Origin of the sequence: Pseudomonas sp. I2 (genome assembly GCF_040984075.1) — a bacterium.
GTDB classification, from domain to species: domain Bacteria; phylum Pseudomonadota; class Gammaproteobacteria; order Pseudomonadales; family Pseudomonadaceae; genus Aquipseudomonas; species Aquipseudomonas guariconensis_B.
Genome location: NZ_JBCGFQ010000015.1, coordinates 63,270 through 85,637 on the forward strand (window position 1 = coordinate 63,270; position 22,368 = coordinate 85,637).

Genomic DNA, 22,368 nt, shown 5'->3' on the forward strand with positions numbered 1-22,368 from the left:
AGCGCGCCCAGCGATATATATAAACCAATAGACTGCCTGGAGCCTGCAAGCGAACGTGCAAACCTGTTAGCCAACACCATGACCACCTCTTTCACGCTTTAATTATTATTGAACGCCAGGCAGGGAATACCCGGAGCGCTTACGCCAAGAGAATTCGATACCGAGAGAACTTGCCCCCAGGCGCTGGAACAAAAACAATCACCGCCCACCAATTGTTCCAGCCGGGTTCAATTCAAGATATTGAAAGAAACTTACCTACCCAGGAATGAATAGCCGTAGCCGACGAGCTTCGCGTCATCGCCATGGCGCCCGAGGAAGGACACCCCCACCGACACCCCACCCGTGATGGTTCCAGCCGGCACCGTGATCTCCGGAAACCCGGTGGCGGATGCGATATAGGCCGCCGCATAGGTATCGTCCGACTGGCACTCGAAGCTATCGTCCTTCTGCCCATGCACCACCGAAGCCGGGCAGTTGATGGTCGCGAACATCAGGCCATCGATGCCTGAGGCTTGCATCAGGTTTTCAAGATCCCGACGCAGGCCTGGGATCCGGTTGGACAGGATCGAGATGTACAGGGGCGTGTCAGCCTGCGAATGCCCAGCGAGCGCCTCCAGCGCCTCGAAACGCTTGGGGTTCATCGGATGCCCATCGCGCTTCGACTGCTCAGGCTTTGCCCGCGCCAGGAATTGCTCCAGCGTTTTCGGCTGATCGGCCGAAAGCGTCGAGAGATAGCGCTCGAACTGCGGCTTGAACTCACTATCCCCCACAGGCCCCAGTACATCTGCCCAGAGGGTTTCATAGGCTTTCGGCAAGGTGATGCTCACAACGTTCGCGCCTTTGCCTTCGAGCCGCTGCTGGGCCTGGTGGAAAACCTGGTCGACCTGTGCATTCGCGCCTTCGAAGTTGGTCACCACACCGATGGTCTTGCCATCCAGCGCGTTGGGGCGAAGCGCTTCGACGAACCCGATGCGCTCTGCTGCGATGCCCTGGGTGGCCGCATCGTTGTCGTCCTGGCCCTTGAGCACATCGAGCACGATCGCCTGGTCAGCCACGCTTCGGGTGACCACCCCGACGGTGTCGAAGGTCAGGGACAAGGGGATGACGCCGCTGCGGCCGATCAGGCCCATGGAGGGCCGCAGCCCAACGGTGCCGGTCACGCTTGCCGGACCACGGATCGACCCGCTGGTATCCGACCCCAGCGCAAAAGGGGCGAACCGGGCCGCGACCGCGGCAGCGGAGCCGCTGCTGGAGCCAGAGGCATCGCGCTTGGTGTTCAGCGGGTTGAGCGTCTGGCCGCCCAGCGAGCTGTAGCCGAACCAGCCGAAGGAGGCGGCCAGTTCGGACATGTTCGCCTTGCCCAGCAGGATCGCCCCGCTGTCCAGCAGGCGCTGGACAGCGAAGGCGTTCCGGGAAGGAATCGAAGCGCGCAGCACATAGGCGCCACCGCTGGTCACCTGGTCGCGCGTGTCGAAGTTGTCCTTCGCCAAAAACGGTATCCCCGCAAGCGGGCCGCTGTGGTCCTGGGGGGGCCGGGCTCGCTCGACATCCCAGGCACGGGCCTGTTCGAGCGCCTTGCCGTTCACCGCGATCACCGCATTGATATGCCGGCCCTGGCGATTGTCTTTCTGGATGTTCGCCTGGAAATGGCGTACCAACTGTTCCGATGTCACCTCTCCCCTATCGAGCGCTTCACGAAGTTGGAGAAGATTCATTGAATCTATGTCTGCCGCCATCACGCGTGAACTTATCGTGGCGAACAGCAATACCGCGCCCACGGTTCTTGTTATGGAAACCATGACGAATCCTACTGGTGGTGCGAATAGATTAGGAGCGCCCGAACAGCGGGCACCTGTCGAATGATCAGTCAGCAGGGCCTGCGACAGCGGGTGCGAGCATATTGTTCTTCGACAAATATTCGCTGGCCACTTTCTCGATGGACTCCCTGCCGACATCGACGCGCGAGTTGAGCGTCGCCATGGTATCGCTGGTGAGGCTCGCGGATAACGTGTTGAGCAGCTCGGCGACGCCAGGATGGGCTTCCAGGAATTGGGTGCGGACGACCGGGGTCAAGGCATAACTTGGGAAGAATCCCTTGTCGTCCTCAAGGATCACGAAGCCGAACGCCGGAACGCGACCATCGGTGGACAACACCAAGGCCACATCGGCCTGCCCCTCACGCAGGGCCTGGTAGGTCAACCCGCCGTCCATGCGGATGATGTCGTCACGCTCGAACGTGAACGCATAGAGATCCTGAAGCGGTCGCAGACCATCAGGCCGCGAATAGAACTCCGCGTTGGAGGCGAACTTCAGGTGTTCGCCATCGTTGACCTTGGTGGCCAGGTCGCTGAGCGTGGCAATGCCTTTCGCCTTCGCCTCCTCCTCCCGCATGGCGAAGGCATAGGTATTGTTGGCCTCGGACGGCTGCAGCCAGGTCAGCCCCTTGGCAGCGTCCAGACGCTTGACGCGCGCGTAGGTCTGCTGGGCATCGAGCCGCTCCTTGACCTTGTTGTAGATGATCAGCGACGTACCGGTGTATTCCCAGTAAATGTCGACCTGGCCATTCTCCTGTGCAGAACGCAGCACGGACGACCCCAGGTCGGGACGCTTGTCCACCTTGTACCCTTCGCTGCGCAGCAGTTGGGCGGTCATCTCGGCAATCAACTGTTGCTCGGTGAATTTCTTGCCCCCGACGACGACACTCGGCTGGGCAGCCTGGGCGGCCCCCAGCAGCGCCATCGTGAGCAGTGCGACAATGCCTCGTGCGAACATACAGCACCTATGTGTTTTGAGTTGTTATCAGGACTATCGCGCCGCAAGTCGCAAGCCACGGGAGACCGTCGCGTACTGGACGAAGCCGCAGGCCAGGTCCACTGCGATGGCCAGGCCCGCCGTCGCCACGGCACCCGCGATCATCATGGGGTAGTCGTTCAGGTCGATGCCGGTGAAGATCAGCTCGCCCAGGCCTCCCCCGCCGACCAGAAAGGCAAGCGGCGCGGTACCGACGTTGATCGCCAGCGCGGTGCGGATACCGGCGAAGATCACGTTGAGCGCATTCGGGATCTCGACCTTGAACAACGTCTCGCGCGGCGTCATGCCCATGGCTTCGGCGGCTTCGACCAGGTGACGCGGCACCGAGCGCAGGCCCTCGTAGGTGTTCACGGTGATCGGCAGCAGCGTCGCCACCCACAGCGCAAAGATGGCGGCAGGCCCGCCAACCCCCACGAAGCTCATGGCCAAGGCAAGCAGCGCGAGCTTCGGGATCGCCTGGCCGACGTTGAGCACCTGCATGACAGCCAGGGCATACTTCTGGTTGCCCGTGCGACTCATCCAGATGCCCACCGGCAGCGCCACGATCAACGCCAGTGCACTGCTCACTGCGACGATGTGCATGTGCTGGAAGGAGAGGTAGATGATTTCGCTCCAGTAGCCCTGGAGCCATTCCCAGAGGTTGGCCACGCCGTTCATCAGTGCACCACCGTCGTCGTGTTCTCGACCAGGCGGGCAAGGATGTCTTGCTGGTGCACGAACCCGACCAGCTTGCCGTTCTTGTCGTTGCACACAGCCCAGTCACGCCCCTGCCCCAGCAATTGCGACAGCACCTGGCGCAGATCGTCCGTGTGCTGCACGACCAGGGGCGCGAACGAGGCCGCGCCATTGCCCCCGACGATCTGCATCTGCTCCTGGGGCGGCGTCTGCCGCGCGATATCGCCGGCACGCAAGAGCCTCAGGCGTTTCATGATGCGATCGCCGCCCATGAAGTTGGCGACGAATTCGCTGGCGGGGCGGGCCAGCAGATCATCGGGCGTGCCGAACTGCTCCACCTTGCCCGCATTGAACAGCGCCACGCAGTCGGCCATCTTCACCGCTTCGTCGATGTCATGGCTGACGAACAGGACGGTCTTGCCGACCTGGCGCTGGATGCGCATGAACTCGTCCTGGATGATGTCCCGGTTGATCGGGTCGATCGCACCGAAAGGCTCGTCCATCAGCATCACGGGTGGGTCGGCGGCCAGCGCACGGGCGACACCGACACGCTGCTGCTGCCCGCCGGACAGTTCGCAAGGGAAGCGTTTGGAAAACTTCGAAGGCTCCAGCGCCACCACCTCCAGCAACTCCGCGGCACGCTTGCGGCTCTTGGCCTTGTCCCAGCCGAGCAGATCGGGCACTACGCAGATGTTGTCCTCGACAGTCATGTTGGGGAACAGGCCCACTTGCTGGATCACATAGCCGATCGATCGACGCAGGGTCACGGTATCCAGCTCTGCCGTGTCACGCCCGCCAATGAGGATTCGCCCGGAAGTCGGCGGGATCAAGCGGTTGATCATCTTCAGCGTGGTGGTCTTTCCACACCCCGAAGGACCGAGAAGCACGCAGATCTTGCCCTCTTCCACGGTAAAGGAAACATCTTCCACAGCCGTGATAGAGCCGAACTTTTTATTCAAATTATTAATCTGGATCACGTTGTAGCTTCCTTCATGCTGGGGTTATTCATCTTGATAACCCCTTTTGGGGTCAACGCACGCTGCAGGACGGACAGGGCATAATCAGCGGCCACCGCGATGATGCTGATCAAGATGGCCCCGGCCAGCAGTTGGCGCGTATCGGTCTGGGAGATGCCGCGCACGATCAGGCTGCCCAACCCGCCTGCGCCGATATAGGCGGCGATGGCCGCGATGCCGATATTGATCACGGTCGCCACACGCACCCCGGCCATGATCAAGGGCGTTGCCAACGGCAGTTCGACTTTCCAGAGCCGCTGCCAGGAAGACATGCCCATGCCCCGGGCCGCCTCGCGCAGGGCCGGGTCGACGTTGGAGATCGCCGTATGGGTATTGCGGATGATCGGAAGTTGCGAATAAAGAAAGAGCGCAATGATTGCCGGAACGACGCCGATCCCCTGGCCAATCAAGGAAAGGACGGGGATCATGAGGCCAAACAGTGCGGCGGAGGGGATCGTCATGAGCATGGCGGCAAACGACAAGACCCAACGGCTTGCACGAGGATGCTGGGAGATGAAGATACCCACCGGCACACCCGTCAAGATAGCCAGCCCGACAGCGACGAACACAATGAAGAGATGTTGCCCCAACAACTGGGCGACAAGCCCTGAATTGGAAAGAATGAAACTTAGCGTTTCCATTTTTGTTATGCCTATCTCCGCAAGGTTCTTGTGATTTCCGGGTCATCGGGAGCGGATGCCGGATTTATGACGACCTTACCCCGCTCCCTTCTCCCGGCTGAGCTTCAGGTTCGACGACCTTTATCAAAAAATCGACATGACCCATGCCGCGCATATCCCTTGCGAAAGCCACGGGCTGATACTCGGCAGGCCACCGTACAAATCTTCTAAAAGCGCGTTTCGAAAGGCCGGCCATATATAAGGAAACAGCACCCGAAGCCCAGGTCGGTTAGTTACTAAGCCACCTATTTATGTCGGGCCATGCCGTGTCCCCGAGGCCGCCAAAAGCCGGGCGTGGACATATCCCATCGCGGTACATCCTGCCGGCGCCTATGCCTGGCCCATATCAAACTTTCGCCGCTCCTCACCCGGGCTGCAGCCCCACGCCTTGCGATAGGCACTGCCCAAATGAGAGGCAGAGACGAACCCGCACGAGTAGGCGATCGAGGCAATGGACTTGGTGCTTTCCCTCAGCATCCGCCGCGCCTCGGCCAAGCGCAGCTCCAGGTAGAATCGCTGGGGCGTCATGCCGAAATGCTGGTGCCACAAGCGTTCGAGCTGACGCTGGGAGAGATTGCACACCTGCGCCACTTGCTCGATGCTGATGACGTGCTCGAAGTTGTCCTCCATCTGCGCGATGGCCGCTGTGATGCGTCTATCGTGCACACCGAATCGCCATTGGATGGACATCCGCTGTTGTTCTTCCGGCCCTCGGATCCTGGCATGCAGGAACTGCTCAGCCACCGCGGCGGCAAGCTTGCCACCATAGTCGACGGAGATCTGCGCCAGCATCAGGTCGATGGCCGCCGTGCCGCCGGCACAGGTCCAGCGATTGTCATGGTTGACGTAGAGTTCGCGCGTCACCTCGATGGTGGGAAACTCTTCGGCGAACTGGTTGATCGACTCCCAGTGCAGCGTGCACTTCTTCCCTTCCAGCAAGCCCGCCCGTGCAAGGATGAACGTGCCGGTGCTGAAGGCTCCCACGGTCTTGCCCTTGGCGACGGAGCGGTGCAGGAACCTGATTATCTTCGGTGGGCGCTGATGCTCGATATCCAGGCTCGCCAGCACGAATACCCGATCGAGCTCAGGCGCCTCTTCGAGCGACTGGGTATTGATCTCCACGCCACTGCTGGAGCTGACGGTACCGCCGGCCTCCGATAACAAGCTCCATTGATAGAGCGTTTTTCCGGCGAGGCGATTGGCAGCCCGCAGCGGCTCGCTGGCGCCAGCCAGGGCCATCATGGAGAACTGGGGAAGGATGAGCAGCCCGATTCGCTTGGGGGCTTCACCTTGCACGTTGGCGGTGGATGAGCTGAGCATACCTTTCCTCGATATTTCTCAGGGGCGAGAGACACGAGTCATAGGCATACCACATTACGACATGCTGGCGGAGCAGGCGGGGCCCGCGCGCAGACTCTGCGACGACGATCGCAGCGCGACACAAGCGGCGACCGATCTGGCGTCCCGGCCATCGGTGGCCAAGCGCGTCGGGAGGGTACAGCGAGGGGGGTGGCGAGACAAGGTCTGCGACTGGAAGGCCCGACGTGCGGGCCCGCCAGCTTGCATGCTGCGACTCAGGCGTACCGACGGACCGCCTCGTCGATCTTCTCGATGATGGCCTGGAACACCGGGTGGTCCGCCTGGTTCTGCTGGCCATGTTGCATGTCAGCCAGCAAGAACACGCCTTCACCGGCGTCCCCCGGGTACAGGCGGAACAGACGCTCGGACTCGGCCGGCATGTGCAGGCTGTTCTTGGCACCGTGGATGATCAAGGCCGGCGGGAAGCCCGTTGCCCCTTCGATGGCCTGCTCTGGATCGAACGCCACATAGGAGGTGTACGACTTGGCGGTTACGTGGCTGCAGCCCGGCCAACGGTCGGCGCCACCGGCTTCGGTGTAGGCGCCCAGTTGTTCATCCACGTATTGCTGGGTGGCCGGATCGAGCGGGTAGTAACCCAGGCGGGTCGCCTCGGTGCCGGTGTCGAACGGCGGGATGGGCGCGTCGCCATCGAGTTCGCGAATCGCGGCATCAGCGGCCTTGGCATCGGCGCGCAGCGATTGCAGGTCCTGGATGCGGGTGTAGCTCATCGGCACCCAGAACTTGATCTGCTCCTTGCCAGCCTTGGCCAGCTCGGCCACCGCGGCAAGGCTGGCCACCGAGCCCATTGCCCAGGAAGCGACCACCGGCATCTCGCCGAAGGCCTCACGCGCCCAGGCCACGGCGCCCAGCACCTCGTCCTTCTGGTCTTCCAGGCTCACGTTGGTCACGGTGATGTCGCCGACCTGATGGGTGTTACGGACCTGCTTGTTGGAGAAGAATCCGGCAACATCGTAGGTCATGACACGGTAGCCACGGGCAGCCAATGCGCGGCCGAACAGCTGGCCGTACATCGAGACACCGCCGGTGAAGCCAGAGTTGAAGACGACGGGCGGAAGATCGCTTGCCTGTTCGGGCTGGAATACCGCCCCTTTCAGGCGCACGCTGTGGCCAGCGTAGTCAACGTCGAATTCAATTTCCTGCATCGAGACTTTATTGTTCATATTTCGTCCTGCCTAGCACTCTGGCTTAATCAAAGTTGAATATTTCTGCTGCTGCACCACTGAGAATCTGTCCGGCCGGTATTGCGCATTTAACCGACAGCCGCTCGGCCAGATCCTGAACAAACCCGAACGCCCCGGCGGTATCGAAACTGCGCGCAAAATCAATCCCATCGCTATCAGCACCAACATGCGGCGCATCCGTGGCTTCGAGAATCAACTTGCCTGCCCCCAGTTCCGAAATCAGGCGACTTGCAAACGGCAGCACTTTTTCAACGTCGGTAGACGTTCGATAGCCGGGGCCCTTGAACCAGACATTTCCTCTTTCCCGCGCTTCTCGCAGCAGGGAAACATAGGCTTCTTCTTCCGCGCCCCGTGAAGCATGGCAACTGCCGAGGTGGTCAATCATCACCCGCACATGCCGCGGTATCTGCCTGAGGACGCGAAGGTTGGTCTCGGCTTCCTGGGCATAGACATGGACGTGCTGGTGATCGCGCAGACGGTCGTACAATGCATTCCAGGCCGCATCGCTGTAGGCACCGTCCCGAACCGAGCCGGGTTTCGCGTCATGCAGCACGATCCTGATTCCCGCCACTTGCGGATGAGCCAGGCGGACTTGCGTCGCATAGGCAGGATCGGCCTTGATCGTGCCGACCAGGCGTATGCCGGAATACGTGGCCGGGTCACGGGCCTGTAAATCCTTGAGTTCTTCGAACGAAGCGAAGACGTTTTCCGAATCGGGAAGAATGCTCAGGTGAACATTGTTCAAGAATCGCGGGAGCACATTGTTTTTTGAAAGCTGCGCCAAGTAGTCCGTTAGCGAATGAGGCTTCGGCAGCGTATAGGGAAGTTTTCCGGCGACTTTTTCAAGGTCCGCTCCTGTATAGAAATGAACATGGCTATCGATCATTGCTCTTTCGTTATGCATGGCCAACTTCCCGCTGTGTTGGGCAAAACGATAAACGCAAATGTCAGGCGACCACTCCCGCGAACCCGACGTGTCGTATCATTTTTTCGCCATCGGGGCGGCTTTCTGATGGTGGATGATGGGCCAGCCGGTGGTTAGGTCTTTGCGAGAGTGCTCCTACCTTTTTCACAGGCAAGACGGGCTGCGTCCTTTAAAGCTGCGAACCACCCAGATTTCTCCTACAAGATGCAGCTGATCCAGACTTTGTAGAAAGCACCACTTCCAGCATTATTAGGCACTTGATCCTACACAACCCCACTATGGAGCGCGTCAATGTCCTCAGTCCTTCCGTCTCCTCGGGCATTCGCGGATTGTCGGGATATCACAAATGGCCCCGTCATCCTTCTGGCATCCGGCACATCGGCGAAAAACTTTCCGATCGCTGAGTTCGCCCATGTCCCGGTGATTGCCATGAATGGCTCGATCTCACTGTTGCTGGAAGCAGGAATAGCGCCGTTCTTCTATGCCTGCACTGATAGGGATTTTGCCCGCCAACAACCCGAGTTGTTCTCGCTGGCCATGGAAAAGAGCCAACGGATAGCGCTGTGGAAGGACCAGTACGAAAACCTTCAGCCGCCACCAAAGGGGGAGGTTTTCCTGCTCAGGAAAGTCAGGGATCTTTCATTCCTCCAGCGACTGCTCAGCAACGAACAGGCTCTGGTGCGCAGCCGCAATAGCTTCGACAAGAGAGCCCGCTCGCTGGGCTTCAGCAAGGACCTTCAACAGGGTTTCTTCGATGCTCGCACGGTCGCTTACGTGGCATTGCAGATCGCCTACCATGTCGGCTTCACCCAAGTGTTTCTCGTGGGTGTCGATCTGCAGCAGTCGGCTGGCCGCTTCTACGAGCAGGAGGGTTCAGACAAGTCTCCTTGCGGACTCGACCAGCACTTCCAAGGCAGGATCCTGCCATCCTTCGAACTGACGGCTCGCCAGGTCGTAGGGGATCGCTTCAGGATATATAACCTGTCCGCGACCTCCAGGATTCCGGACGACGTCATCCCCAAGATCACGCTGGACAGGTTCCGCGCCATGGTGGAGTTGCCGCCGCAACCCTGACGGCTGTTCATTTCTCGATGATCACCGCATTGCGCTGGTTATAGAAAACACAATTATCGGAAATGCTCTTGTTGACAAAAGACATCGCCCCGATCGTCACATTGTTCCCCACTCGCACTTGGTCGGCGATGATGCAACTGTTCGCGCCCACGCTCACATTGTCGCCGATTACCAGGCTGTAGCTTTCACGCCCCAACGTCTTGATGCCAATCGTACTGTTCTGGCGGATGAACAGATTGCGGCCGATGCGCGCATGCCCACTGATGACAATGCCCGGGAGATGAGCGATGCGCAGCCCAGGCCCGATCGATGCCCCCACGTCTATGTCGACGGCGTACCGCAGATTCAGGCGTTGGTTGAGCCGCCGAGCATAGCCGGCACGCAGACCTCCCTTTGCGCACAAGTATTGCGCAATACGAAACCAGAACAGGTAGCGGAGTTTGTTGTCCTTGCGTGCCCGCCGGAGAACGTTGAGCAACAAGCTGATTTTGCGTCCGGGCTTTTTCTTGTTGGAGACCTCCATGCGCCAACATTCAAGCAACTGTTCGAAATTCAAGATGCATCCCACACTGGCCTGGGCCAAGTCACTCGTGTGATTGGCGATGGCAACATCGCCGCGTCCAGGCATGATAACCGCGGTATTTCCATGGTGACAGACGAAACCCTGTTGCCCGCTTTCTTGTACACGCTTGACGTCCCATCTAGGCTAAGCGGCCATATAGACAGGAAGCCTGCATGTCCGACTACCGCCCCATCGCTCTCGACGAAATCGACCGCCAGCTGATCGCCCTGCTGCAGATCAACGCCCGCGAAAGCGTCGCCACCCTCGCTCGCCACCTGGGTATCGCCCGGACCACGGTGAACTCGCGCCTGGCGCGGCTGGAAAAGGCCAAGGTCATCACCGGTTACGGCGTACGCCTGGGCCAGCGCCTGATCGGTGGCGGCCTGCAAGCGTACGTGGGGATCAAGGTGCAGCCGCGCTCGGGCAAGGACATCGTGCGCCGCCTCAGCGCCATGGGCCAGGTCCAGCAACTGTGCGCGGTGAGCGGCGAATTCGACTATGTGGCCTGGCTGAACAGCGACTCACCGGAGCAACTGGACCAACTGCTCGACCAGATCGGCAGCCTCGATGGCGTGGAAAAGACCACCACTTCCATCATCCTCAGTAGCAAGGTGGATCGGGGGCAGCCGGGCTGAGGGCCGGCTGCCTGGATGGGCATCAAGCGCCCTGGCCGTCGAGCACACCCTCCAGCAGGGCCTTGAGCGTTTCTGCCGAGTGCTGGATCGACCAAATCATCCCGCGCCCATTCTCCGGGCATGGTGCTGGGCGCAGTCACTGGCGATTTCATCGATGCCGCGCGCCAGAAGGCTAGCGTGGACAACGCTCGTAGGATAGTTCCTGAATACAAGCAGGTCTGTAGGAAATGGCTCGTCCGCTCCGGATCCAGACTTCAACAAGTCCTTCTCCCAGCACGGCCGCCAAGCTTGGTATTGCTGCCTTTACATCGAACATGGCAACTGGCGAGCCATTCGCCGGAGGCTAGCGCCAGGCAAACGTTCCCCGAAACACCTCGAAAACCTCAAGCCCAACTTCTGTGCCTCCCCCCGGATAGGCTGCCAGAGGTCGCCCCTTGACGAGCGGCCACACCACCCCAAGCTATACGCAGGTAGCGTACAGATCATGGAAGCGATCTTTATCGAACTGCCGGCTTTCGAGCGGCACCGCGCGGAACACCTCTATGACGAGGGCTTTCGCACCTTGCAGCAGACACTCCTGACATATCCCTATGTCGGCAATGTCATCCCGGGTACCGGAGGGCTGCGCAAGATGCGCTTTGCCGCTCCCCAACGCCACAAGGGCAAGCGAGGGGGTATCAGGGTGATCTACTACGGGTGGGAAGCGGATTACCAGTTCTGGTTGTTCACGCTCTATGGAAAAGACCTGCAGGACGACCTAAGCCCTCTCCAACGGCAGGCAATCAAGCATCTGCTGGAACGCGAATACCTGACGAGGACAACCCATGCCACGCAACATTTTCACTGAACTCACCGAAGGCTTCGACGCCCTCGCCGAGGAGCGCGCCGGGAAGCTGACCCTGCGCACCCACAAAATGGCGTTTCAGGAACTGGCGCCACTGGCCGCCAACGAACTGATCGAGCTGCGCCAACGCCTGAATATGTCCCGAGCCGTATTCGCCAGCTACCTGCGCACCAATGCCCGCACCCTGGAGAACTGGGAGCAGGGCCGCTCCAGACCCAACGCCCAGGCGGTGGCGCTGATCCGCCTGGTGCAGAAGTACCCAGAAACGCTCGAGCACCTGGCCGCGCTGGACTGAATGTCGTCATCATGCAATCAATGAATGTCATTAAGACGATTAACACAGCATAACGACGCCACTCTGCATCTTAATTACGAACACCCCGCTTCATAAAATGGCCACCAGGCATTTCCTATACTCAGGCTCCGCCCCTGCGCAGCCTCCCTGGCAAGGTCCTCACATGAACAAGAAAAACCGCCATCCCGCCGACGGCAAGAAACCCATCACCATCTTCGGCCCGGACTTCCCCTTCGCGTTCGACGATTGGCTGGAGCACCCCGCTGGCCTGGGCAGCATTCCAGCCGAGCGACATGGCGAGGAAGTGGCGATCGTCGGTGCCGGTATCGCCGGGCTGGTGGCGGCCTACGAACTGATGAAGCTGGGGCTCAAGCCAGTGGTGTACGAGGCCTCCAAACTGGGTGGGCGCCTGCGCTCCCAAGCGTTCAACGGCACCGACGGGATCATCGCCGAGCTCGGCGGCATGCGTTTCCCGGTATCGTCGACAGCCTTCTACCACTATGTCGACAAGCTCGGCCTCGAGACCCGGCCCTTCCCCAACCCGCTGACCCCAGCCTCGGGCAGCACGGTGATCGACCTGGAAGGCCAGACCTACTACGCCGAGAAACCCGCCGACCTGCCGGCGCTGTTCCATGAGGTGGCCGATGCCTGGGCCGACGCCCTGGAGAGCGGTGCCCGCTTCAGCGAGATCCAGCAGGCCATCCGCGATCGCGACGTGCCACGCCTCAAGGAACTGTGGAACACCCTGGTGCCACTGTGGGACGACCGCACCTTCTATGACTTCGTCGCCACCTCGCGCGCCTTCGCCAAGCTCAGCTTCCAGCACCGCGAGGTGTTCGGCCAGGTCGGCTTCGGCACAGGCGGCTGGGACTCGGACTTCCCCAACTCGATGCTGGAGATCTTCCGCGTGGTGATGACCAACTGCGACGATCACCAGCACCTGGTCGTCGGTGGCGTCGAGCAGGTGCCCCAGGGCATCTGGCGCCATGTGCCGGAGCGTTGCGCCCACTGGCCGACCGGCACCAGCCTCAGCTCGCTGCACGGCGGCGCGCCACGCACCGGCGTCAAGCGCATCGCCCGCGCTGCCGATGGTCGCCTGGCAGTTACCGACAACTGGGGCGATACCCGCCACTATGCCGCGGTGCTCGCCACCTGCCAGAGCTGGCTGCTGACCACCCAGATCGACTGCGAAGAATCGCTGTTCTCGCAGAAGATGTGGATGGCCTTGGACCGCACGCGCTACATGCAGTCGTCGAAGACCTTCGTCATGGTCGACCGGCCGTTCTGGAAGGACAAGGACCCGGAAACCGGCCGCGACCTGATGAGCATGACCCTCACCGATCGCCTGACCCGTGGTACCTACCTGTTCGACAACGGCGACGACAAGCCGGGGGTGATCTGCCTGTCCTACGCCTGGATGAGCGACGCCCTGAAGATGCTGCCGCACCCGGTGGAAAAACGCGTGCAGCTGGCCCTCGACGCACTGAAGAAGATCTACCCGAAGACCGACATCGCCGGCCATATCATCGGCGACCCGATCACCGTGTCGTGGGAGGCCGATCCGCACTTCCTCGGCGCCTTCAAGGGTGCGCTGCCGGGCCACTATCGCTACAACCAGCGCATGTACGCACACTTCATGCAGGATGACATGCCGGCCGAGCAACGCGGCATCTTCATCGCCGGCGACGATGTGTCGTGGACGCCAGCCTGGGTGGAAGGCGCGGTGCAGACCTCGCTGAACGCGGTGTGGGGTATCATGAATCACTTCGGTGGCAAGACCCACCCGGACAATCCCGGCCCGGGCGACGTGTTCCATGAGATCGGGCCGATCGCCCTGGCCGACTGAAACAAGGAGGCGCCATGCGCATCGCCCTGTTCCAGGGTACGCCCAGGCCACTGGACGTACCCGGCAATCTCGAGCGCCTGCAACAGCAGGCGCAACTGGCGGCAGCCCGCGGCGCGCAACTGCTGGTCTGCCCGGAGATGTACCTGAGCGGCTACAACATCGGTGCAGAGGCAGTGCAGCGCCTCGCCGAGCCCGATGACGGCCCTTCGGCCATGAGCGTGGTGGAAATCGCCCAGGCCCACCGCATCGCCATCGTCTATGGCTATCCGGAGCGCGCCGAAGACGGCGCGGTATACAACAGCGTGCAGTTGATCGACGCCCATGGTCGCAGCTTGTGCAACTACCGCAAGACTCATCTGTTCGGCGAGCTGGACCGCGCCATGTTCAGCCCGGGCGCCGATCACTTCCCGGTGGTCGAGCTGGACGGCTGGAAGCTGGGCATGCTGATCTGCTACGACATCGAGTTCCCGGAAAACGCCCGTCGCCTGGCCCTGGCCGGCGCCGAGCTGATCCTGGTGCCGACGGCGAACATGACGCCCTACGACTTCATCTGCCAGGTCACCGTGCGCGCACGGGCACAGGAGAACCAGTGCTACCTGGTGTATGCCAACTACTGTGGTGCGGAAGGCGAGATCCAGTATTGCGGCCAGAGCAGCATCATCGGTCCGGATGGGAGCTTGCTGGCCATGGCAGGGCGCAGCGAGTGCCAGTTGCTGGCCGAGCTGGAGCATGAATGCGTGGTGCAAGGGCGGGCGGCGTTTCCCTACCTGACCGATCTGCGGCGCGAGCTGCACCAGGCTCGCCAGGACTGAGCCCCCGGGGGCTGGCTTGCCGGCGATGGGGCGCAAAGCGGCCCTAATTGCTCCCAGCCAGCCCCCACAAATGCGCTAGCATGAGCGCATGTACGCCACTCGCCACCTCACCCTCGCCAATGGCCTGCAGCTCGTCCTGCGCCACGCCCCACACCTCAAGCGCGCCGCCGCGGCGCTGCGGGTGCATGCCGGCAGCCATGACGCCCCAGCGAAATGGCCTGGCCTGGCCCATTTCCTCGAGCACCTGTTCTTCCTGGGTACCGACCGTTTTCCCCTGGAAGACGGCCTGATGCGCTATGTGCAAAGCCTGGGCGGCCAGGTCAACGCCAGCACCCGCGAGCGCACCACCGACTTCTTCTTCGAGGTCCCGCCCACTGCGCTGCCAGGCGGCCTGGAGCGCCTATGCCAGATGCTCGCCGAGCCGGACCTGGGCATCGAACGCCAGGTCCGCGAGCGCGAAGTGATCCATGCCGAATTCATCGCCTGGTCGCGCAACCCCGAGGCCCAGCGGCACTTCGCCCTGCTCCAGTGCGTGTCCGCCCGCCATCCGCTGAGCGGTTTCCAGGCGGGCAACCGGCACAGCCTGGTGTTGCGCGATCCGGCGTTCCAGCAGGCTCTGCGGCAGTTTCACCAACAGTTCTACCAAGGCGGGCAGATGACCCTGGCCCTGTGCGGGCCACAGCCATTGGACGCGCTGCAAGCCGTGGGCCAGCGCCTCGGCGGCCTGTTCGCTGACGGCCAGCGCATCCCCCAGGCGATGCCCCCGGCCCTGCTGCAAGGCGCCCTGCGTCACCTCCCCCCAGCCGGACGAAGGTTGGACCTGCTGTTCGCCCATGAAAACCTGCCGCAAGGCGCCGAACAGGCACTGGAACTGCTGCTCGCCTACCTGGGTGACAGCCGAAAGGGTGGCTGGCTGGCACACCTGCGCCAACGTGGATGGCTACAAGGCTTCCAGGCCGAGCCACTGCACGCCTTCGCCGGGCAACTGCTCTGGAGCGTTCGCCTGCAACTGAGCGAAGAGGCATCGCAAGCCGACATTCGCACGTCGCTGCACAGCTGGCTCGGCTTCATGCGCCACGCCGATAGGGCGACCTTGAACGAGGCGTTCGCCCGCCTGCAGCACAGCCGCGAGCAAGCCGCCAGCGCCCTCGACCTGGCCCGCCGAGACAGCGCAGGCCACCCTTTCCGGGCCCTCGATGCACAAGGCCTGGAGGCCTTGCGAATACTGCTGGGCAGCCTCCCCAGCAGTGACAGTGCCCACGACCACTGGCGGCTAGCGCCACCCGATCCGTTGCTGCAAGCCGGCCTTCCCCGGCACTCCACGGCCGCGCCTCCAGCAGGCCTGGCGATCAGCGACCTCCTGCCGGACACACGCCGCTTCGCCGCGCTCTACCTGCGCTGGCAGATAACCTCCTGCTTGCGTCAACGTTTCCATCCGCTACTCGAACAGGCACTGCGCCCGCTGATGGAGCGCGCCGAACGCGCTTCGATACAACTGGCCTTCGATGCCGTCGGCGAATACTGGCAACTGCGTTGCACGGGGCGTCCAGAAGCGGTGTTGCGCGCGGTCGAGGAGTCGCTCGCCCTGCTACGTGCACCCACGCTGGATAACTGGCAGTCACCGCCCACCCAGGGGCCGGCGCTGATTCCACTTCGGGCATTGCTCAAGGCACTGCCCGACGTCCTGCGAAACGGCGAAGCCCAACCCACTTCGGCCGCCCCGTTGGACCAGGCCTTGCTCGACCGGCTCTGGCAAACGGCGCGCTGGCAGGGCCTGGCCATGGGCTTCGACCAGGCCGGGCAGGCAGCCCTGGGCGTGACCCTGGACAAGCTGATGGGCCAACCCGCCCACCTGCAGCGGCCCGCGCCCTTCCACGGGCTGCACTGGCATCACGCCCAGGCCGAGGGCAGCGAGAGCGCCCTGCTGCTGTTCTGCCCGCTACCGGCTGAACAGCAAGCCGCAGGCCGGCTGCTGGCGCAACTGCTGCAGGGTCCGTACTACCAGCGCATGCGAGTGGAGTTGCAACTGGGCTATGCGGTGTTCAGCGCCTTTCGTCAGGTCGAGGGCGTCGGCGGCCTGCTCTTCGGCGTGCAATCGCCCCATGCCAGCCCCACGCAAATCCTCACCCACCTGCTGGCCCTGCTCCAGGAAGGTGTGCAGCTCGACAGCGGCGTGCGCCAAGCCCTGGCCGAGCAGTTCGCGGAGTCCGCCATGGCCAACACCGACGTGGCGGAATGGGCATGGCAGACACAACTGGCCACACAAGCCAGCGACCTTTCCTACATGCAGCGGTCTATTCTGAATACAGACCAGACGCACCTGGATCTGTTAATGCAGCGCCTGCTGGCGGCCGAAGATGGCTGGCTATGCTTGGCCAATGCACCGGCGCCAGATGAGCGATGGCAATGAGCGAAGGTCGATTGTTACGGTAAGTGCAAGGGCACTTTTCGAATAATTAACCTTTCGGTACAAATTTTTCTTGTAAGATAGCGCAATCTCAGCCAATGGAACCTCCTCCGCGAGGCGGTACCCAAACAAGTGACTGACAACCCCAACCCCTATCCGGAAGGAGCAAGCCCATGTGGACCAAACCTGCATACACTGACCTGCGTATCGGCTTCGAAGTGACCATGTACTTCGCCAACCGCTAAGCCAGCCTGCGGTTCGACGCCTCGGTCCGCCGGGGCGTTTTCGTTTTTCGGATACGCATCTTCGGATAGAGAGCAGCCATGTACATCCAGATTCTCGGTTCCGCCGCTGGCGGCGGTTTTCCCCAGTGGAACTGCAACTGCGCCAACTGCAAGGGCTTTCGCGACGGCACGCTGCGCGCCACGGCGCGGACCCAGTCGTCCATCGCCCTGTCCGACGACGGCGAGCACTGGATCCTGTGCAACGCCTCACCGGACATCCGCGCCCAACTCCAGGCCTTCGCGCCGATGCAACCGGCCCGCGCCCTGCGTGACACCGGCATCGATGCGATCGTTTTGCTCGACAGCCAGATCGACCACACCACCGGCCTGCTCAGCCTGCGCGAAGGCTGCCCGCACCAGGTCTGGTGCACCGACATGGTCCACCAGGACCTGACCACCGGCTTTCCGCTGTTCAACATGCTCAGCCACTGGAATGGCGGCCTGAAATGGAACCGCATCGAGCTGGACGGCAGCTTCGTCATCGAAGCCTGCCCAAACCTCAGGTTCACCCCCTTCCCCCTGCGCAGCGCCGCACCGCCTTATTCGCCGCATCGCTTCGACCCGCACCCGGGCGACAACCTGGGCCTGCTGGTCGAAGACCTGCGCACCGGCGGCAAGCTGTTCTATGCCCCGGGCCTCGGCCAGGTCGACGGCCAGTTGCTGGAGATGATGCACGGCGCCGACTGCCTGCTGGTCGACGGCACCCTGTGGGAGGATGATGAAATGCAACGGCGCGGTGTCGGTACCCGCACCGGCCGCGAGATGGGCCACCTGGCGCAGAACGGCCCGGGCGGCATGCTCGAGGTGCTGGAGGGCTTCCCGCGCCAGCGCAAGGTGCTTATCCACATCAACAACACCAACCCGATTCTCGATGAAGACTCCCCGGAACGCGCCGAGGTACAACGCCGGGGCGTGGAAGTCGCCTACGACGGCATGAGCATCGAGCTGTAGGAGGCCTGATGAGCGACGCAACACCGATGTCCCCTGCCGAATTCGAGCAGGCCTTGCGCGCCAAGGGCGCCTACTACCACATCCATCACCCCTACCACGTGGCGATGTACGAAGGCCGCGCCACCCGCGAGCAGATCCAGGGCTGGGTGGCCAACCGCTTCTACTACCAGGTCAACATCCCGATGAAGGATGCCGCGATCCTGGCCAACTGCCCGGACCGCGAGGTGCGCCGCGAGTGGATCCAGCGCCTGCTCGACCATGACGGCGCCCCTGGCGAGGACGGTGGCATCGAGGCCTGGCTGCGCCTGGGCCAGGCGGTGGGCCTGGATCCGGATCAGTTGCGTTCCCAGGAACTGGTCCTGCCCGGCGTGCGCTTCGCCGTGGACGCCTATGTCAACTTCGCCCGCCGCGCCAGTTGGCAGGAGGCCGCCAGCAGCTCGCTGACCGAGCTGTTCGCCCCACAGATCCACCAGTCGCGCCTGGACAGTTGGCCGCAGCACTACCCGTGGATCGACCCGGCCGGCTACGAGTACTTCCGCACCCGCCTGGGCCAGGCCCGGCGCGATGTCGAGCATGGCCTGGCGATCACCCTGCAGCACTACACCACCCGCGCCGGCCAGGAGCGCATGCTGGAGATCCTGCAGTTCAAACTGGATATTCTCTGGAGCATGCTCGATGCCATGAGCATGGCCTACGAACTGGACCGCCCGCCCTACCACACCGTCACCGGCGAGCGGGTCTGGCACAAGGGGATCGCCCTATGAGTTTCGATCGTCAGCAAGTCCCGCAGTGGCGCCCGGGCTATCGTTTCCAGTACGAACCGGCGCAGAAGGGCCATGTCCTGCTGTACCCCGAGGGCATGATCAAGCTCAACGAAAGCGCCGCGCTGATCGGCGGCCTGATCGATGGCCAACGCGACGTGGCGGCGATCATCGCCGAGCTCGAGCGTCAGTTCCCCGGTGTCCCGGAAGTGGCCGACGACATCGAGCAGTTCATGGAGGTGGCCCGTGCCGAACACTGGATCGTCCTCGCCTGAAATGCCGGCCAAACCGGAGGTCGGCCTGCCGCTGTGGTTGCTGGCCGAGCTGACCTACCGTTGCCCGTTGCAGTGCCCGTACTGCTCCAACCCACTGGACTTCGCCGCGCAGGGCCAGGAGCTCTCCACCGAGCAGTGGTTCCGGGTGATGGCCGAGGCCCGTGAGCTGGGCGCGGCGCAACTGGGCTTCTCCGGTGGCGAGCCGCTGGTGCGCCAGGACCTGGCCGAACTGATCGGCGAAGCCCGGCGCTTGGGCTACTACACCAACCTGATCACCTCCGGCATCGGCCTGACCGAACGAAAGATCGCGGCGTTCCGCCAGGCTGGGCTGGACCATATCCAGATCAGCTTCCAAGCCAGCGACGAGCAGGTCAACAACCTGCTGGCCGGCTCGAAGAAAGCCTTCGCGCAGAAGCTGGAGATGGCCCGGGCAGTGAAGGCCCATGGCTATCCGATGGTGCTCAATTTCGTCACCCATCGGCACAATATCGACAAGATCGACCGCATCATCGAGCTGTGCCTGGCCCTGGAAGCCGACTTCGTCGAACTCGCCACCTGCCAGTTCTACGGCTGGGCGCACCTCAACCGCCTGGGCCTGCTGCCGACCCGCGCCCAGCTGGAGCGGGCCGAACGCATCACCAACGCGTACCGGGAAACACTCAAGGCCGCCGGCAACCCCTGCAAGCTGATCTTCGTCACCCCGGATTACTACGAGGAACGCCCCAAGGCCTGCATGAACGGCTGGGGCAGCCTGTTCCTGACCATCACGCCGGATGGCACCGCCTTGCCCTGCCATGGCGCGCGCCAACTGCCGGTGCAGTTCCCCAACGTGCGCGACCACGACCTGCGGCACATCTGGTACGACTCGTTCGGCTTCAACCGTTTCCGCGGCTACGACTGGATGCCCGAGCCCTGCCGCTCGTGCGACGAGAAGGAAAAGGACTTCGGCGGCTGCCGCTGCCAGGCCTTCATGCTCACCGGCGATGCCAGCAACGCCGACCCGGTGTGCGCCAAGTCCGCCGACCACGGCATCATCCTCAAGGCCCGCGAGGAAGCCGAAACCGCCCAGCCGGGCATCGAAGAGATGACCTTCCGCAATGAGCGCAACTCCCGTGTCATCGCCCGTGGCTGACTTCAGCGCTGCCCAGGCAGTGGCAGCCGGCACCGATTTCGCCGAACTCAAGGTCGGCGCCGCCGGGCTGTTCTGGAACGAGTTCCGCCCCGCCGACGGTGCCTGCCGCATCTGGCACTGGCGCAACGCCCAGGCCCATTGCCTGACCCCGGACGGCTACAGCGTGCGCAGCCGCGTCTACGAGTACGGCGGTGGCAGCTTCTGCCTGGGCGGTGACGGCCTGGTGTTCGTCAACGAGGCCGACCAGCAGGTCTACACCCAGGCGCTCGACGGTTCCCCGCCACGCGCCCTGACCCAGGCCGAACATTGCCGCTATGGCGATGTGCTGTGGCAGGCGGGCCAGGTCCTGGCGGTGGAAGAACAGCATGTCGAGCGGGTCGAGCATCGTCTGGTGGCCCTCTCCGGCGAAGGCCGCGTGGTGCTGGCCGAAGGCGCCGACTTCTATGCCTCGCCCACCCTGAGCGACGACAGCCAGCGCCTGGCCTGGGTCGAGTGGGACCGACCGGAGCAACCCTGGACCCGCACCCGCCTGATGTGCCGTGAACGCGACAGCCGAGGTGATTGGGGGCCGGCCCGTTGCCTGGCAGGTGACGCGGCAGACGAAGAATCGCTGCAGCAACCCCGCTTCGACGCCGACGGACGGCTGTACTGCCTGAGCGATCGCAATGGCTTCTGGCAGCCCTGGGGGGAAGTCGACGGCCAGTGGCAGGCACTGCTTGCGGCGACCGCCGACCATGCCGCAGCCCCCTGGCAACTGGGGGCCAGCACCTGGCTGGCGCTCGGCCCCGACACCTACCTGGCCAGTTGGTTCGAGGAAGGTTTCGGGCACCTGGGCCTGCGCAGCCACGGCGGGCAGGTGCAGCACCTTGGCAGCGACTACACGCGCTTTCGCAGCCTGGCCATGGATGCCGGGCACATCTACGCCATTGCTGGCTCGCCACTGAACCCGCCAGCGGTCATCGCCATCGACCGGCATACCAGGCAGGTACAGGTACTGGCCGGTGGCGGCCTGCCCTTGCCGGCCGAACGGGTCAGCCGCCCGCAGCCGATCCACTACCCCAGCGGCGGCGACACGGCCCATGGTTTCTTCTACCCGGCCATGGATGGCAGCGCAGCGCCTGCGCCGCTGGTGGTGTTCATCCATGGTGGCCCGACCTCGGCCTGCTATCCGGTATTCGACCCACGCATCCAGTATTGGACGCAACGGGGTTTCGCCGTGGCCGACCTCAACTACCGGGGCAGCAGCGGCTATGGCCGTGCCTACCGCCAGGCCCTGCACCTGCGTTGGGGCGAGATCGATGTGGAGGACGCCTGCGCCGCGGTCGCCCACCTCGCCGGGCTGGGCCTGGTCGACTCGCGCAAGGCTTTCATCCGTGGCGGCAGTGCAGGCGGCTACACCACCCTGTGCGCCCTCACCTTCCACGACGTGTTCCGTGCCGGCGCCAGCCTGTACGGCGTTAGCGACCCCGTGGCGTTGGGCCGGGCAACGCACAAGTTCGAGGGTGACTATCTGGACTGGCTGATCGGCGACCCGCTGCGGGATGCCGAGCGCTACCGCCAGCGCACGCCGCTGCTGCATGCCGGGCGGATCAAGGCCCCCGTGATCTTCTTCCAGGGCGAGCTGGATGCCGTGGTGGTGCCGGCGCAGACCCGGGCCATGCTCGAGGCGCTCAAGGCCAACGGCATCGAGGCCGAGGGGCATTTCTATGCGGGGGAGCGGCATGGTTTGCGCCAGGCACAAAACCTGGCCCATGCGCTGGAGGAAGAGTGGAAATTCTACTGCCGGGTGCTAGGCAGGTAGATTCCTGGGCTTTGTACTCTC

The 22,368-nt window shown here is 63.0% G+C and carries 22 protein-coding genes; 13 read left to right on the forward strand and 9 right to left on the reverse strand.

The window, feature by feature from the left end; genetic code table 11:
- Positions 1 to 251 precede the first annotated feature (251 nt).
- The 8 genes from WCE05_RS09930 to WCE05_RS09965 form a co-directional block, all read right to left on the reverse strand.
- Positions 252 to 1,799 carry an amidase gene (locus tag WCE05_RS09930; RefSeq protein WP_368815827.1) on the reverse strand — a complete coding sequence of 516 codons (1,548 nt, stop codon included), beginning with the start codon at positions 1,797 to 1,799 and terminating at the stop codon, positions 252 to 254.
- A gap of 64 nt (positions 1,800 to 1,863) precedes the next feature.
- Entirely contained in the window at positions 1,864 to 2,772 is a 909-nt protein-coding gene (locus tag WCE05_RS09935) for a glycine betaine ABC transporter substrate-binding protein (RefSeq protein WP_225786456.1), read from the reverse strand.
- 33 nt (positions 2,773 to 2,805) lie between these two features.
- A complete protein-coding gene (locus WCE05_RS09940) occupies positions 2,806 to 3,468 on the reverse strand; it encodes an ABC transporter permease (RefSeq protein ID WP_225786457.1) in 663 nt (220 codons plus the stop codon).
- Positions 3,468 to 4,463, reverse strand: coding sequence for an ABC transporter ATP-binding protein (locus WCE05_RS09945; protein ID WP_253080198.1), 996 nt, complete (start codon positions 4,461 to 4,463; stop codon positions 3,468 to 3,470). The genes WCE05_RS09940 and WCE05_RS09945 overlap by 1 nt, the downstream gene beginning before the upstream one ends.
- Entirely contained in the window at positions 4,460 to 5,143 is a 684-nt protein-coding gene (locus WCE05_RS09950) for an ABC transporter permease (RefSeq protein WP_225786459.1), read from the reverse strand. The genes WCE05_RS09945 and WCE05_RS09950 overlap by 4 nt, the downstream gene beginning before the upstream one ends.
- Before the next feature lie 369 nt (positions 5,144 to 5,512).
- On the reverse strand, positions 5,513 to 6,502 hold the full coding sequence (locus WCE05_RS09955; RefSeq protein WP_368815828.1) for a GlxA family transcriptional regulator: 990 nt from the start codon (positions 6,500 to 6,502) through the stop codon (positions 5,513 to 5,515).
- Positions 6,503 to 6,756: 254 nt separating this feature from the next.
- Entirely contained in the window at positions 6,757 to 7,722 is a 966-nt protein-coding gene (locus tag WCE05_RS09960) for an alpha/beta hydrolase (protein ID WP_225786461.1), read from the reverse strand.
- 25 nt (positions 7,723 to 7,747) lie between these two features.
- Positions 7,748 to 8,629 carry an amidohydrolase gene (locus WCE05_RS09965; protein WP_368815829.1) on the reverse strand — a complete coding sequence of 294 codons (882 nt, stop codon included), beginning with the start codon at positions 8,627 to 8,629 and terminating at the stop codon, positions 7,748 to 7,750.
- A gap of 330 nt (positions 8,630 to 8,959) precedes the next feature.
- On the opposite strand from WCE05_RS09965, the gene WCE05_RS09970 reads away from it, so the two are divergent.
- Positions 8,960 to 9,742, forward strand: coding sequence for a lipopolysaccharide biosynthesis protein (locus tag WCE05_RS09970; RefSeq protein ID WP_253102121.1), 783 nt, complete (start codon positions 8,960 to 8,962; stop codon positions 9,740 to 9,742).
- A 7-nt stretch (positions 9,743 to 9,749) separates the two neighbouring features.
- Here WCE05_RS09970 and WCE05_RS09975 read toward each other — a convergent pair whose 3' ends face one another.
- Positions 9,750 to 10,298 (reverse strand): serine acetyltransferase, encoded by a 549-nt coding sequence (locus WCE05_RS09975; protein ID WP_253090744.1) that lies wholly within the window; start codon positions 10,296 to 10,298, stop codon positions 9,750 to 9,752.
- Between the two features lie 179 nt (positions 10,299 to 10,477).
- On the opposite strand from WCE05_RS09975, the gene WCE05_RS09980 reads away from it, so the two are divergent.
- The 12 genes from WCE05_RS09980 to WCE05_RS10035 all read left to right on the forward strand — a co-directional run bounded on the left by WCE05_RS09980 (position 10,478) and on the right by WCE05_RS10035 (position 22,347).
- On the forward strand, positions 10,478 to 10,939 hold the full coding sequence (locus tag WCE05_RS09980) for an Lrp/AsnC family transcriptional regulator (RefSeq protein WP_253090726.1): 462 nt from the start codon (positions 10,478 to 10,480) through the stop codon (positions 10,937 to 10,939).
- A 484-nt stretch (positions 10,940 to 11,423) separates the two neighbouring features.
- Complete coding sequence (locus WCE05_RS09985) at positions 11,424 to 11,786, forward strand: toxin (protein WP_368815830.1); 363 nt, start codon at positions 11,424 to 11,426, stop codon at positions 11,784 to 11,786.
- Positions 11,764 to 12,078: a helix-turn-helix domain-containing protein gene (locus tag WCE05_RS09990; protein WP_368815831.1), complete on the forward strand. Its 315-nt coding sequence runs from the start codon at positions 11,764 to 11,766 to the stop codon at positions 12,076 to 12,078. Before WCE05_RS09985 ends, WCE05_RS09990 begins: the two co-directional genes overlap by 23 nt.
- A 163-nt stretch (positions 12,079 to 12,241) precedes the next feature.
- A complete protein-coding gene (locus WCE05_RS09995; RefSeq protein ID WP_225786467.1) occupies positions 12,242 to 13,924 on the forward strand; it encodes an NAD(P)/FAD-dependent oxidoreductase in 1,683 nt (560 codons plus the stop codon).
- Between the two features lie 14 nt (positions 13,925 to 13,938).
- Complete coding sequence (locus WCE05_RS10000) at positions 13,939 to 14,736, forward strand: carbon-nitrogen hydrolase family protein (protein ID WP_225786468.1); 798 nt, start codon at positions 13,939 to 13,941, stop codon at positions 14,734 to 14,736.
- Between the two features lie 88 nt (positions 14,737 to 14,824).
- Positions 14,825 to 17,146: a pyrroloquinoline quinone biosynthesis protein PqqF gene (pqqF, locus tag WCE05_RS10005; RefSeq protein WP_368815832.1), complete on the forward strand. Its 2,322-nt coding sequence runs from the start codon at positions 14,825 to 14,827 to the stop codon at positions 17,144 to 17,146.
- Positions 17,147 to 17,316: 170 nt separating this feature from the next.
- On the forward strand, positions 17,317 to 17,388 hold the full coding sequence (gene pqqA / locus WCE05_RS10010; RefSeq protein ID WP_003243383.1) for a pyrroloquinoline quinone precursor peptide PqqA: 72 nt from the start codon (positions 17,317 to 17,319) through the stop codon (positions 17,386 to 17,388).
- Positions 17,389 to 17,466: 78 nt separating this feature from the next.
- A complete protein-coding gene (pqqB, locus tag WCE05_RS10015) occupies positions 17,467 to 18,378 on the forward strand; it encodes a pyrroloquinoline quinone biosynthesis protein PqqB (RefSeq protein WP_225786470.1) in 912 nt (303 codons plus the stop codon).
- An 8-nt stretch (positions 18,379 to 18,386) separates the two neighbouring features.
- Positions 18,387 to 19,142, forward strand: a complete 756-nt coding sequence (gene pqqC, locus WCE05_RS10020; RefSeq protein WP_253102115.1) for a pyrroloquinoline-quinone synthase PqqC — start codon at positions 18,387 to 18,389, stop codon at positions 19,140 to 19,142.
- The gene (pqqD, locus tag WCE05_RS10025; RefSeq protein WP_225786472.1) at positions 19,139 to 19,414 is read left to right on the forward strand and encodes a pyrroloquinoline quinone biosynthesis peptide chaperone PqqD; all 276 of its coding nucleotides are present in this window, start codon (positions 19,139 to 19,141) and stop codon (positions 19,412 to 19,414) included. Before pqqC ends, pqqD begins: the two co-directional genes overlap by 4 nt.
- Before the next feature lies 1 nt (position 19,415).
- Positions 19,416 to 20,546 carry a pyrroloquinoline quinone biosynthesis protein PqqE gene (pqqE, locus tag WCE05_RS10030; RefSeq protein ID WP_368815840.1) on the forward strand — a complete coding sequence of 377 codons (1,131 nt, stop codon included), beginning with the start codon at positions 19,416 to 19,418 and terminating at the stop codon, positions 20,544 to 20,546.
- Positions 20,512 to 22,347, forward strand: a complete 1,836-nt coding sequence (locus WCE05_RS10035; protein WP_368815833.1) for an alpha/beta hydrolase family protein — start codon at positions 20,512 to 20,514, stop codon at positions 22,345 to 22,347. The genes pqqE and WCE05_RS10035 overlap by 35 nt, the downstream gene beginning before the upstream one ends.
- Positions 22,348 to 22,368 lie beyond the last annotated feature (21 nt).